We start from the raw sequence: 11,903 nt of genomic DNA, 5'->3' as shown, positions 1-11,903 counted from the left end.
TCCTGGGATCTTTGGAGGTGAGCCGCCGTGGCACTCTCGATTTCGGCGGTGGTGCTGCTGGCGATCATCGTCTTCTTGCTGATCAAGAAGTCGGGGCTGAAGGGAGGTCACGCGGTCGTGTGCGTCCTCCTCGGCTTCTACCTGGCCTCTTCGACGGTCGCCCCGACGATCAGCGAACTGACCAAGAACGTGGCGGGGATGATCGGCAGCCTGAAGTTCTGAGGCGGCGCGGACATCGGAAGCGTGAGGCTCGCCGACCTGGCTGGACGAGCCTCACGACGTCACACTCCGGACGCGTACGGGACGAAGTCCGCCCAGGCGGACGGCCCGAAGGCCAGCCGGGGGCCGCGACCGGTGTACTTCGAGTCGCGGACGTGGATGGTGGTGGGGTCGGTGGCGATCTCTACGCAGGAGTCGCCCTCGCTGCTGCTGCTGTAGCTGCTCTTGAACCAGTCCAGCGCGACTTCTACGCAGGAGTCGCCTTCGGCGCCGCTGCTGTAGCTGCTCTTGAACCACGCCAGGCCCGAGCCGTCCAGGGACGTGGTGGTGGCGGTCATGTCTCCCCCAGCAGTTGCTCGATGAAGGCCATCGACTCACGGGGCGTGAGGGCCTGCGCTCGGATGATGCCATAGCGCAGCTCAAGGATACGAAGCTGCCTGGGGTCGGAGACCGGGCGGCCGCCGGCCACCACTTGGGAGCGCCCGATTGCTGAGCCGTCCTGGAACTTCAGGACTTCGATCCCGCCGTCCACTCCGGCGTGCCCTTCGAGATCCAACGGCAGCACCTGCAGCTCGACGCTTCGCAGCTGACCTACCTCAAGCAAGTGCCCGAGCTGGGCGTGCAGGACTGTCTTGCCTCCCAGCGGACGCCGAAGTGTCCACTCCTCCAAGACGAAGCTGAGTTCAGGCGCCGGGTCCCGTTCGAAGATCGCTGTCCGGGCCACACGTGCCGTGATGAACCGCTCCACCTCTTCCAGCGAGTACGCGGGCCGCCGCATCGACAGGAGGGCGCGCGCGTACTCGGGAGTCTGCAGCAACCCGTGGATGTGCAGCGGATCGTAGAGCTGAAGCTCCACCGCCCGCGCCTCCATCTGAGCAAGATCCCGCACCTTCTTCGGGTACCGGACCTTCTTCACGTCCTCCTTCATCGCCGAGATGAGGCCGTCGGCGTTCAGGACCTTGTCCGCCATGTCGAGGTACTCGGGGCGGGGGATCCGTTTGCCGGACTCGATCTTGTAGACGAGGTCCTCGCTGTATCCGACGGCCTCCGCGAACTCGCCCGCGCGCATGCCCGCCGCTTCCCGGCGGAGCCGCAACTGGCGTCCCACCGTGGCCACCACGGCGAGTGCCCAGTCGTCGTCCGGGTCCACCTCCCAGCCCGGCTCGTCCGTCTCCTCCACCACATCGTCCACTGACATCCGCGTCCCTCCTGGTGCCGCTCTCTCACCCGTGGGAACGCCGGCGACAGTGCGGACAGCACTGGACAAGAGCCGGACAGTCACCCTACGCAACAGGCCGATCACTTCCCACAGTAAGGCGGAGTGGCCACGCTGAGTGACGTGAATCAGGAAATCGCCGCGCCCCGCAACCAACTGGACGCTTCCGTGCGCCACTTCAGCGTCCTGCTGTCCTCCACGCCGCGAGGCGCCCGCCTGGCCCGGCTGCTCGCGGCCGACCAGCTCCGTGAGTGGGGCATCGCCGGCACTCCCTGCGAGGCGGCGCGGCACGTCGTGGCGGAGCTGGCGGCGAACGCGGCCACGCACGGCCGCCTGCCCGGCCGCAGCTTCCGCCTCACGCTCTACGTCGTCGGGCGCACGCTGCGCATCGAGGTGACCGACACGCGGGGCGACCGGCAGCCGGTGCTGCCAGAGCCCGAGTCCGACCAGGGTCCCGTGGCAGAGTCCGGCCGCGGCCTGCTGCTGGTCGACGCCCTTGCCGACCGCTGGGGCGTCGCAGAGGGCCGCTTCCCGCGCAAGACGGTCTGGGCGGAACTGAGCGTGGCGTAACCAGAACTCCTGTTCTCACGTTTCCGAAGTGACAAGAATCCCGTATTGAAAGAGCGAGCAAGGAACCGCATGGTCAACTCGTCCCACGAGGCGATGCACCGCATCTTCCAGGAGTACCCCGGCTTGTTCGCCGGAGTTTCCAAGGTCCTGGGTCTTCCGTTCGTCCAGCCCACATCCATGGCGGTTCTGCCGGGCGATCTCACCGAGATCCAGCCCGTCGAGCGCCGGGTCGACACGCTTTTGCGTTTCGACTCGAACGACGACGAGTCGCTCCTGGTGGCCGTGGAAGCGCAGCGTGGGAAGGACCCGGACAAGCCCGCCAGCTGGGCGTACTACCTGGCCTACCTCTACACGAAGTACAAGGTCCCGCCCTTGCTGCTCGTCGTCTGCCAGGACCGGGCCACAGCCGAGTGGGCCTCCCGGCCGGTGGCCATCGGGCCCCGGCAGTGGCCCGCCCTCACGCTGCACCCCCTGGTGGCCGGGCCCCACAACATGCCTGTGATCACCGACCCGGCCGAAGCCCGTGAGGATCTGGCACTGGCCACGCTGTCCGTCATCACCCACGCGAAAGAACCGGCCGTCGATGGGATACTGAAAGCCCTGTCCGCTGCTCTGCGGGGCGTGCCCGAAACGTTCGCCGGCCCGATCATCGAATTCACCGCACAAGGCCTGGGCAGCAGTCGCCGGGCCGCAGAGATCTGGAGGAACCTGGTGGCCGTGGACCTCTCCTTCTACAAGTCGTACCTCGCCGAAGAAGTCCGTGCGGAAGTCCGCGCGCAGGTCCAGGATGAAGTCCGCGCGCAGGTCCAGGATGAAGTCCGTGCGCAGGTACAGGATGAAGTCCGTGCGCAGGTACAGGACGAAGTACGCGCGCAGGTCCAGGACGAAGTCCGGGCGGAGAGTCTTGTCCGGAAAGCCGCCGAGGACATCCTCCTCGTCCTGGAGACCCGCGGGCTCGGCGTGTCCGGCGCGGTTCGTGAGCGGGTCAGCGCCTGTGACGATCCCGAGCTGCTGCGGCGCTGGCTCACCCGTGCCGTGACCGTGCCGGTTGCCGAACAGATCTTCGAGTAGCGGAGTCTGCAGGAGGCGTGGGGCGGGGCGGGCCTGGGCCGGTGCCGCGTCCTGTGCCTCGTAGGGTGGAGGCATGACGGAACTGCCCGATCGGCGTCTGCTGCTGGTGCACGCGCACCCCGACGACGAGTCGATCAACAACGGCGCGACCATGGCACGCTACGCGGCCGAGGGCGCGCTGGTGACGCTGGTGACCTGCACGCTGGGGGAGCGGGGTGAGGTCATCCCGGACGGGCTGCGGCACCTGGGCGGGGCCGCGCTCGGCGCGTACCGGCGGCGGGAGCTGGCCGCCGCCATGGGAGAACTCGGGGTCACGGACTTCCGGCTGCTCGGCGGCGCCGGACGGTACCAGGACTCCGGGATGATGGGCCTGGCCGACAACGACGCCCCGGACTGCTTCTGGCAGGCCGGTGTCGACGCGGCCGCCGAACACCTCGTAGCCGTGATCCGCGAGGTCCGTCCGCAGGTCCTCGTCACCTACGACGACAACGGCGGCTACGGCCACCCCGACCACATCCAGGCCCACCGCGTCGCCATGCGCGCGTTCGACCTGGCCGCCGACCCCGCCGTACGGCCCGACCTCGGCGCGCCCTGGCGGATCGCGAAGGCGTACTGGAACCGGGTGCCGCGTTCCGTCGCCGAGGCCGCCTTCGCGCGGCTCGGCCAGGAGCTGCCCGGCCTGCCCTTCGCCAAGGCCGCCACCCTCGACGACGTCCCCGGTGTCGTCGACGACGAGCGCATCACCGCGCGGATCGAGGGCGGCCCCGCCCACGCCGCCGCCAAGGCCGCCGCCATGCGCGCCCACGCCACCCAGATCGAGGTGGCCGAACCGTACTTCGCGCTCTCCAACCAGCTCGCGCAGCCCCTCTTCACCACCGAGTACTACGAGCTGGTACGCGGCGAGGCGGGCGCCGGCGGTGCCGACGGTGCCGAGAGCGATCTGTTCGCGGGGACCGAGGAAGGGGCGGCAGCCCGATGAGTACGTCCGGACGCCGGCCCGCGCAGAGCGGCGGCGGTTCCATGCTGGCGCAGCCCCTCAAGCCGCCCTCCGCCGGGCGGGCCGCCGCTTACCTGGGGCTGTTCGTGCTCGGCGCGGTGGTCGGCATCGCCGGGGCGCTGGTCCAGGCCGCCTGGTTCCCCGGCGGGCTGCTCCTCGCCCTCGCCGGATCCGCGGGCCTCTTCCTCGGCGGTGCGCGGGCCATGCGCGGCCGCGGCGCGGCCGTGGCGGGCGCGGCCGGCTGGCTCGTCGCCGTCATGCTGCTCACCGCCAGCCGCCCCGAGGGCGACTTCTTCTTCGCCGCGGGCGGCGGCTCCTACCTCTTCCTGCTCGGCGGCATGGCCGTGGCTGTGATCTGCGCCACCTGGGGCGGTGGGAGGCAACCGGAAGGCCGCGAAGCCCGACTTGGCGAGTGACGTACTACTTCTTCCCCAAGTCCCCGTGCGGGTCCGGTGCGGGTTTCCCCGGCGGTCCCGGGATGAGGGCCTGAAGTGGCCAGTATGGTGGTGCGCGCCGCCGAGCTTCCCCCAAACGCTCGACTGCGCTCGTGCAGGGGGGACCCCCACGCGAGTGAGGTCGTGACGGGCGGCGGAGCCAACCGGGAGAACCTGCCTTGAGTCGTGAAACTGACACTCCGTCCTCCGGGCCCAGCGGGCGCGGAGGAGCCGCCTATCCTTCGGGGACCCCGCCGTACGGTGTGCCGGCGCCCTCCGACGACGGTGCGGCGGCGGGCCGTTCGGCCACGCAGCCGGAGGAACGCAAGACCGAGACCACGCTGACGACCCGGATCCGGATCAACATCCCCGGATCCCGGCCGATTCCGCCGGTGGTCGTCCGCAAGACCGTCGCCGAGGGCGGCGAGGCCGAGCAGTCCGGCAGCCGGACCGGGACGGCCGAGAGGTCCGCGGGGACCGGTGACCGGCCGGCCGTCCACGGGGCCCGGCCGGGCGACGGCAGCGACGTGACCGGCCTTGCCGGGAGCGCCGGCGACGGCGGCCCACGCCGCGACGACGTCCGCGGTGACGTACGGCCCTCGGGCGGCGCCCCGGCGCCCTCCGGCGGCGGCAGCGCGCCGTCCGGCGCCGAATCCGCCGCCCCCGCCGAGGAGAAGGCGACCAGCGACTGGTTCGCGCCCCGCAAGTCCTCCGCGGGCAAGGGCGGTCAGGGCGGCGGCGCCACCAACGGTGCCGGACTCCCGGGCGGTTCGGACGCGGGCGGCGCCTCCGTGAACGGTGCGGGGTCCTCCCGCGGCTCCGGCACCGGATCGTCCGCCTCCGGACCCTCCGGTACGGGTCCCTCCGGGGCGGCATCCTCCGGCGTGAACGGTTCCGGCGGCTCGCGGCCGGGTGCCGCATCCCGCCCCGGCGGTGTCGTCGGCGCCATGCGGGCGCCCGGCGGAGCCTCCCGCTCCGGCGGCGGCAAGGGCTCCGGCCTGCCCGGCGCCACCGGCGGCCCGGTCGCGCCGGGCCACGGCGGCGGCACCGGTTCCTTCGACGTCACCGAGGCGCTGGCCGCGGGACCGTTGTCCGGTGGCTCCCGTCCCGGCGGCGAACCGCGCCGCGACGACCTGCCGTTCTTCACCGGCAACGGCCAGAACGGCCAGGGTGGTCAGGGCGGACCCGAGGGGCCCGGCGGTCCCGGCGGCCTCGGCGGTTTCGACGGCGCGGGCGTCCCCGGCGGCCCCGGCGGCCTGGGCGGTTCGCCCGGCCCGGCCGGACCGACCGGCGGCCCGGTGACCGGCGACGGCCCCCTGCTGCCCGACGGCGGCACCCCTGCGGGAGTCCCCGGCACGCCCGCGGCACCCGGCGCGCCCACCGCGCACCAGGGCTCCGCGCACCCGGGCTCCGCGCACCCGGGCTCCGCCCTGCCCGGCGGCGGTCTGAGTGACGACACCGCGATCCTCACCCCGCAGAAGCCCGCTCCCGAGCCGGGCGCGGGCGGCCACGCCCACCGGCCGGACAACGTCTCCGGACACACCGTCACCAGCGGCATGCCCGTCGTGTCCCCCGGGAACGGCAGCGGCAGCCGCGCGGGCGGCGAGGCCGACTCACCGTTCCGGCCGGTCGCGGGCGGCCCCCGTACGGGATCGTCCACGTCCCCCGCCTCGTCCGAGCCGGGTCGGCAGAGCAACGGTTCGGCGGGGAAGCCGGCCAAGGCCACCAAGGCGCCCAAGAAGAAGGGCCGCAGCAAGGTCGCGCTGCTCGGCGGCCTGGTGGTCGTCGCCGCGGGCGTCGCCTACGGCGCCGGACTGCTGATGAACCACTCCGACGTGCCCAAGGGCACCACCGTGCTCGGCGTGGACATCGGCGGCGGCAGCCGCGACGACGCCGTCAAGAAGCTCGACGACGCCTTCGGCAAGCGTGAGAAGCAGCCGCTGAAGATGTCGGTCGACGGCAGGACCGTCAGTCTCCGGCCCGACCAGGCGGGGCTCCAGCTCGACACCCAGGCGACGGCGAGCGCGGCGGCGCGCAGCGACTACAACCCCGTCTCCGTGATCGGCTCGCTGTTCGGCAACCACCGGGTGGTCGAGCCGCAGATGCCGGTCGACGAGGAGAAGCTCCAGGCGGCGCTGCAGAGCGCGGCGGGCGGCGCCGGCTCGGCCACCGACGGCACCATCCGGTTCGAGCCGGGCAAGGCCGTCGCCGTGTACGGCAAGGCGGGCAAGGGCATCGACGCCGCCCGTTCCGTGCAGGCGGTCGAGCAGGCGTACCGCACCCAGGTGGAGACGGGCACGGCCGCGCCGGTCCAGGTCCCCACCACCACCCGGCAGCCGACGGTCTCCGACGCCGAGGTCGACCGGATGATGAAGCAGTTCGCCGAGCCGGCGATGTCGGCCAAGGTGACCGTGCGGGCCGACGCGGCGCACGGCCTGCCGATGAGCCCGCAGAAGTCGCTGTGGAAGTTCCTCGGGGTCAAGGCGGTCGACGGCAAGCTCGTCGAGTACTACGACCAGGAGAAGCTCAAGCAGCTCTACGGCGGTGTCTTCGACGGGGTGCTGATCACCCGGGGCAACGGGCAGAAGACGCCCGTCACGGTCCAGGACGTGATCGCCGCCCTGCGGCCCGCCCTGGTCAGCAGGACCAACCGGGTCGGCATCATCGACACCAATCCCGACTGATCGACCCCGGTCCCGGCCGGCGGACCGCCCGTCGACGGCGAAGGGGCCTTCGGAGCGCACCCGCGCACCGAAGGCCCCTTCGCCGTGCGGGCCGTTCGCCGGCCCGCCCCTCCACCGCGCCCCCGCGTCCAGCGCCCCGCGGCCCCGCCCTCACCCGTCCCGCATGACATCTGTCATCCCGTCGTCAGGACCGCCGACACTGCCGCCCGCCCCGGCCGCCCGGCGACCATGGGGACATGACGACGACAGCGGAGACCGCCACCGCGACCGCGGTGGTGGCGTTCGACCAGGTGACCAAGAGCTACGGGAACGTACGGGCCGTGGACGGGCTCAGCCTCGCCCTGTACCCGGGGGAGACCGTGGCGCTGCTCGGCCCGAACGGCGCGGGCAAGTCGACCACCCTCGACCTGCTCCTCGGCCTCAAGAACCCCGACAGCGGATCCGTCGCCGTCTTCGGGACCGGCCCGCGCGAGGCCATCGTCGCCGGACACGTGGGTGCCATGCTGCAGAGCGGCGGACTGATGGACGAGGTCACCGTCGCCGAACTGGTGAAGCTCGCCTGCGCCCTGCACCCCAAGCCGTACAAGGCGGACGACGTGCTGGCCCGGGCGGGGATCACGCAGATCGCCGACCGCAAGGTCAACAAGCTCTCCGGCGGCCAGGCCCAGCGCGTCCGCTTCGCCCTCGCCACCGCCGGTGACAGCGACCTGATCGTCCTGGACGAGCCGACCACCGGCATGGACGTCTCCGCCCGCCAGGCCTTCTGGGCCACCATGCGCGAGCAGGCCGACCAGGGCCGTACGGTCCTGTTCGCCACCCACTACCTGGAAGAGGCCGACGCCATCGCCGACCGGGTGCTGGTGCTGCACCGGGGCAGGCTGCTGGCCGACGGCACCGCCGCCGAGATCAAGGCGAAGGCGGGCGCCCGGCGGATCGCCTTCGACCTGGAGGGCGCCATCGACGAGTCCGCCCTGCGCGGCCTGCCCTTCCTGACCTCCCTCGACGTCAGCGGCCAGACCGTCCGCATCCAGTCCGCAGACGCCGACGCGACCGTCCACGCCCTGTACGGGCTCGGTGTCTACCCCCGCAACCTCGAAGTCGCCGGGCTCGGTCTGGAGCAGGCGTTCGTCGCCATCACCGAGGCCGAGGAGGCCAAGCAGTCGTGAACAGCCTGATCAAGCTGGAGATCGCCCGCTCCCTGCGCAACCGCAAGTTCCTGTTCTTCTCCGTGCTCTACCCCTCGATCCTGTTCCTGATCATCGCCGGCCAGGCCGACGGCGACGCCAGGATCGACGGCACCGCCCTGACCCTGCCGACGTACATGATGGTCTCCATGGCCTCCTTCGGCGCCCTGACCGCCGTGCTCATGGGCAACAGCGAGCGCATCGCCAAGGAGCGCGAGAGCGGCTGGGTGCGGCAGCTGCGGCTGACCACGCTGCCGGGGCGCGGCTACGTGTTCGCGAAGACCGCCAGCGCGGCCGTGGTGAGCCTGCCGTCCATCGTCGTCGTCTTCGTGGTCGCCGCCGTCGTCAAGCAGGTCCGCCTCGACGCCTGGCAGTGGCTCGCCCTCACCGGCGCGATCTGGGCCGGCAGCCTGGTCTTCGCCGCGCTCGGGGTTGCCATCGGCTACCTCGCCAGCGGTGACGCGGTCCGCCCGATCACCATGATCGTCTACTTCGGTCTGTCGCTGCTCGGCGGCCTGTGGATGCCCTCGACCACCTTCCCGCAGTGGCTCCAGGACATCGCGAAGTGGCTGCCCACGCACGCGTACGCTGCTCTGGGGCAGGCCATCGAACAGAGCCAGGCCCCGCACGCCAAGGACATCACCATCCTGGTCGTCTTCTTCGCCCTGTTCGCGGGCGGCGCGGCCTGGCTGTACCGGAAGGACACGCTGAAGGCGTGAGCGCCATGACGGACGACCGCATCGGGGAAGCCCGCCAGGACCGGCTGCTGCGCATGGGGGAGCCGCCCCGCGACCTGGGCGAGGCCTGGCGCAAGCTGCTGTGGATCCTGCCCTGGCTGATCTTCCTCAGCTCGCCGGTGCGCGACCTGGCCGCGGGCACGCACACGCCCGCGGCCACCGCCGCCGGCTGGGCCGGCCTGGCCGCCTTCACCGGGACCTACCTGGCGCTGATCTTCCGCAACATGGGCCGGCCCTTCCCGCCGCGGGTCCTCCTCTGCCTGGTCGCCGTCCTCGGGGTCCTCGCGGTGGTGCTGAGCCTGACCCTCGGCGGCGCGTGGGTCGGCCTGTTCGTGTACGTCGCGGTCGTGTGCGGCACGGCGTTCCCGCTGCGCGTCGCCTACTGGACGATCCCGCTGACCACCGCGGTGATGCTGGCCGTCGGCCGGATCGTCGGCGCGGGGGACATGTGGACGATGGTCCTGCTGGTGCTGCTCGTCGGCTTCGCGATGAGCGGCGTACGGCAGCTGGTGCGCACGACGGTCGAACTGCGCCAGGCCCGCGCCACCGTCGCCCAGCTCGCCGCCAACGAGGAGCGCCTGCGCCTCGCCCGTGACCTGCACGACCTGCTCGGCCACTCGCTCTCCCTGATCACGCTGAAGAGCGAGCTGGCCGGCCGGATGCTCCCCGCCCACCCGGACAAGGCCGCCCAGCAGGTCGCCGACATCGAGCAGGTGAGCCGGCAGGCCCTGGTCGACGTGCGGGAGGCCGTCACCGGCTACCGGCGGCCCCGCCTGGCCGGTGAACTGGCCGGTGCCCAGGTCGCGTTGACGGCGGCCGGGGTGAGCCCCCGACTGCCCGCCGAGCCCGACCTCACCGGCGTCCCCGAGGAGAGCGAGGCCGCGCTCGCCTGGGCGCTGCGCGAGGCCGTCACCAACGTCGTACGGCACAGCGGCGCCCGGCGCTGCGCGGTCGAGGTCGTGCGCCGCCAGACCCTGGACGGGCCGATGCTCGAACTGTCCGTGGAGGACGACGGCCCCGGCGGCCCGGGCACCGGGCCCGGCAACGGCCTCACCGGCCTCCAGGAGCGCCTGGAGAAGGCGGGCGGCATGCTGGAGGCGGGCCGGTCCGGGCGCGGGTTCCGGCTGGTCGCCCGGGTGCCGGCCGCCGCACCGGGGCACGTAGGATCCCCGGCATGAGCAGCACGATCAGGGTTCTCCTCGCCGAGGACCAGTCGATGGTCCGCGAGGCACTGGCCGCACTGCTCGGCCTGGAGGACGACATCGAGGTCGTCGCCCAGGTGGCGCGCGGGGACGAGGTCGTGGCCGCCGCGCACGCCCACGACGTCGACGTGGCCCTGCTGGACATCGAGATGCCCGGCTGCACCGGCATCGAGGCGGCGGCCCGGCTCCACAAGGAACTGCCCGCGGTCCGGCTGGTCGTCCTCACCACCTTCGGCCGCCCCGGCTACCTGCGCAGCGCCATGGAGGCGGGCGCCGACGCCTTCCTCGTCAAGGACGCCCCGGCCGCCCAGCTCGCCGAGGCCGTGCGCAAGGTGCTCGCCGGCGAACGGGTCATCGACCCCACACTCGCCGCCGCGGCCCTCGCGGAGGGCGCCAACCCGCTGACCGACCGCGAACGCGAGGTCCTGCGCGCCGCCGCCGACGGTTCCACCAACGCCGAACTGGCCACCGCCCTCCACCTCTCCCAGGGCACGGTCCGCAACTACCTCTCCACCGCGATCCAGAAACTGGCGGTCAGGAACAGGGCGGAGGCGGTCCGCATCGCGCGGGAGAAGGGCTGGCTCTGACCGGCCGCGCCCCTGGGGGCGCGGGGCGTTCCGGCAGCGGCCTCGCCGCGTGGGCGCCGGCCGGCCCCAGCGCACCCGCACCCGCCCGTCCGGGCACGCCCCGACCGCACCGGGGCACCCCGCGGCAGCCGCCGCCGGCAGCCGGTCTCAGTTCAACCGGGCCCGCGCGGCAAGCGCCTCTCCGCGCACCCGCCGGCCGGCGCCCTCGTCCACCGCGCCCACCACCTCCGCGTAGGCCTCCAGCGCCTTCGCCCCCTCGACGAAGTCGCCCCGCTCCACCAGCAGCCGGGCCCGCTCGTACCGCAGCCGCGCCGGGTGCGAGGGCAGCAGCAGGGACAGCTCGACCGCCCACAGCGCCACGTCCGACCGTTCGGGCCGGGCGGCGGCCCACGCCCGGATGTTGTTCAGGATCCGCATGACGAGGTCCAGCGGCTCCGCGGGCACCAGCATCGACGGCTCCAGCGGCGCCCCCGTCGCCCCGGTGACCAGCAGCTCCGCGTCCGCCCCGGTCAGCACCCGGCCCCCGTCGAACGGGTCGGCGAGCACCTGCTGCCCGGCCGTGCCGAAGCCGACCACGAAGTGGCCCGGCAGCGCCACCCCGTACACCGGTGCTCCCGCCCGTCGCGCGACCTCCATCCACACCACGGACAGCAGGATCGGCAGTCCGCGCCGCCGCCGCAGCACCGTGTGCAGCAGGGAGGAGTCCAGCCGCTCGTAGTCCGCGGCCGAGCCGCGGAACCCGTGCCGCTCGCCGAGCAGCTCACGCAGCGCCCGCGCCCACGCGAGGGGCCCGCCGGGCCGGTAGGGCAGTTGCCCGGCCAGCCGGTCGAGTTCCAGTTGCGCCGCGTCCAGGCCGGCCTCGTCCAGCGTCCCGTCCCCCGCCGCGCCCACCAGCAGGCACAGCGCCGCCAGGTCGGGCCGCTCCGCGCGCGCCTGGTCGGCGAAGCGCCGGCGCAGCTCGGCCGACCGGCCGGGCGGTGGGGGACTGGGGTGGCGCATGGC

13 protein-coding genes are annotated in these 11,903 nt (G+C 72.9%); 10 read left to right on the top strand and 3 right to left on the bottom strand.

Annotation, left to right across the window (positions count from 1 at the left end; genetic code table 11):
- Window positions 1–27 precede the first annotated feature (27 nt).
- Window positions 28–222, top strand: a complete 195-nt coding sequence (locus tag AC6I72_RS11215; protein ID WP_037852162.1) for an SH2 domain-containing protein — start codon at window positions 28–30, stop codon at window positions 220–222.
- 59 nt (window positions 223–281) lie between these two features.
- Here AC6I72_RS11215 and AC6I72_RS11210 read toward each other — a convergent pair whose 3' ends face one another.
- Window positions 282–557: a DUF397 domain-containing protein gene (locus AC6I72_RS11210; RefSeq protein WP_498000647.1), complete on the bottom strand. Its 276-nt coding sequence runs from the start codon at window positions 555–557 to the stop codon at window positions 282–284.
- Window positions 554–1,417 carry a helix-turn-helix domain-containing protein gene (locus AC6I72_RS11205; RefSeq protein WP_498000646.1) on the bottom strand — a complete coding sequence of 288 codons (864 nt, stop codon included), beginning with the start codon at window positions 1,415–1,417 and terminating at the stop codon, window positions 554–556. Before AC6I72_RS11205 ends, AC6I72_RS11210 begins: the two co-directional genes overlap by 4 nt.
- 132 nt (window positions 1,418–1,549) lie before the next feature.
- Between AC6I72_RS11205 and AC6I72_RS11200 the strand changes: the two genes are divergently transcribed.
- The 9 genes from AC6I72_RS11200 (at window position 1,550) to AC6I72_RS11160 (ending at window position 10,901) form a co-directional block, all read left to right on the top strand.
- On the top strand, window positions 1,550–2,005 hold the full coding sequence (locus tag AC6I72_RS11200; protein WP_498004650.1) for an ATP-binding protein: 456 nt from the start codon (window positions 1,550–1,552) through the stop codon (window positions 2,003–2,005).
- Window positions 2,006–2,074: 69 nt separating this feature from the next.
- Window positions 2,075–3,076, top strand: a complete 1,002-nt coding sequence (locus tag AC6I72_RS11195) for a hypothetical protein (RefSeq protein WP_498000645.1) — start codon at window positions 2,075–2,077, stop codon at window positions 3,074–3,076.
- Between the two features lie 73 nt (window positions 3,077–3,149).
- Entirely contained in the window at window positions 3,150–4,055 is a 906-nt protein-coding gene (mshB, locus tag AC6I72_RS11190; protein ID WP_498000644.1) for an N-acetyl-1-D-myo-inositol-2-amino-2-deoxy-alpha-D-glucopyranoside deacetylase, read from the top strand.
- Window positions 4,052–4,489 carry a DUF6113 family protein gene (locus AC6I72_RS11185; RefSeq protein WP_498000643.1) on the top strand — a complete coding sequence of 146 codons (438 nt, stop codon included), beginning with the start codon at window positions 4,052–4,054 and terminating at the stop codon, window positions 4,487–4,489. The genes mshB and AC6I72_RS11185 overlap by 4 nt, the downstream gene beginning before the upstream one ends.
- A 197-nt stretch (window positions 4,490–4,686) precedes the next feature.
- Window positions 4,687–7,191, top strand: a complete 2,505-nt coding sequence (locus tag AC6I72_RS11180; protein WP_498000642.1) for a hypothetical protein — start codon at window positions 4,687–4,689, stop codon at window positions 7,189–7,191.
- Between the two features lie 236 nt (window positions 7,192–7,427).
- Window positions 7,428–8,357, top strand: a complete 930-nt coding sequence (locus AC6I72_RS11175; RefSeq protein WP_498000641.1) for an ABC transporter ATP-binding protein — start codon at window positions 7,428–7,430, stop codon at window positions 8,355–8,357.
- Complete coding sequence (locus AC6I72_RS11170) at window positions 8,354–9,094, top strand: ABC transporter permease (RefSeq protein ID WP_037852146.1); 741 nt, start codon at window positions 8,354–8,356, stop codon at window positions 9,092–9,094. The genes AC6I72_RS11175 and AC6I72_RS11170 overlap by 4 nt, the downstream gene beginning before the upstream one ends.
- A 5-nt stretch (window positions 9,095–9,099) precedes the next feature.
- Window positions 9,100–10,290, top strand: a complete 1,191-nt coding sequence (locus tag AC6I72_RS11165) for a sensor histidine kinase (protein WP_498004649.1) — start codon at window positions 9,100–9,102, stop codon at window positions 10,288–10,290.
- Window positions 10,287–10,901: a response regulator gene (locus tag AC6I72_RS11160; RefSeq protein ID WP_498000640.1), complete on the top strand. Its 615-nt coding sequence runs from the start codon at window positions 10,287–10,289 to the stop codon at window positions 10,899–10,901. The genes AC6I72_RS11165 and AC6I72_RS11160 overlap by 4 nt, the downstream gene beginning before the upstream one ends.
- Window positions 10,902–11,048: 147 nt before the next feature.
- On the opposite strand, the gene AC6I72_RS11155 is transcribed toward AC6I72_RS11160, so the two are convergent.
- A complete protein-coding gene (locus tag AC6I72_RS11155) occupies window positions 11,049–11,900 on the bottom strand; it encodes a transglutaminase family protein (RefSeq protein WP_498000639.1) in 852 nt (283 codons plus the stop codon).
- Window positions 11,901–11,903 lie beyond the last annotated feature (3 nt).

Source organism: Streptomyces sp. Xyl84, assembly GCF_059731885.1.
This window is presented reverse-complemented; position numbering and strand designations above follow the sequence as displayed.

Excerpts from the sequence above, each read along its gene's own strand:
- AC6I72_RS11210 (WP_498000647.1), bottom strand. The coding sequence starts at position 557 with ATGACCGCCACCACCACGTCCCTGGACGGCTCGGGCCTGGCGTGGTTC.
- AC6I72_RS11205 (WP_498000646.1), bottom strand. The coding sequence starts at position 1,417 with ATGTCAGTGGACGATGTGGTGGAGGAGACGGACGAGCCGGGCTGGGAG.
- AC6I72_RS11195 (WP_498000645.1), top strand. The coding sequence starts at position 2,075 with ATGGTCAACTCGTCCCACGAGGCGATGCACCGCATCTTCCAGGAGTAC.
- mshB (WP_498000644.1), top strand. The coding sequence starts at position 3,150 with ATGACGGAACTGCCCGATCGGCGTCTGCTGCTGGTGCACGCGCACCCC.
- AC6I72_RS11185 (WP_498000643.1), top strand. The coding sequence starts at position 4,052 with ATGAGTACGTCCGGACGCCGGCCCGCGCAGAGCGGCGGCGGTTCCATG.
- AC6I72_RS11175 (WP_498000641.1), top strand. The coding sequence starts at position 7,428 with ATGACGACGACAGCGGAGACCGCCACCGCGACCGCGGTGGTGGCGTTC.
- AC6I72_RS11165 (WP_498004649.1), top strand. The coding sequence starts at position 9,100 with ATGACGGACGACCGCATCGGGGAAGCCCGCCAGGACCGGCTGCTGCGC.
- AC6I72_RS11160 (WP_498000640.1), top strand. The coding sequence starts at position 10,287 with ATGAGCAGCACGATCAGGGTTCTCCTCGCCGAGGACCAGTCGATGGTC.
- AC6I72_RS11155 (WP_498000639.1), bottom strand. The coding sequence starts at position 11,900 with ATGCGCCACCCCAGTCCCCCACCGCCCGGCCGGTCGGCCGAGCTGCGC.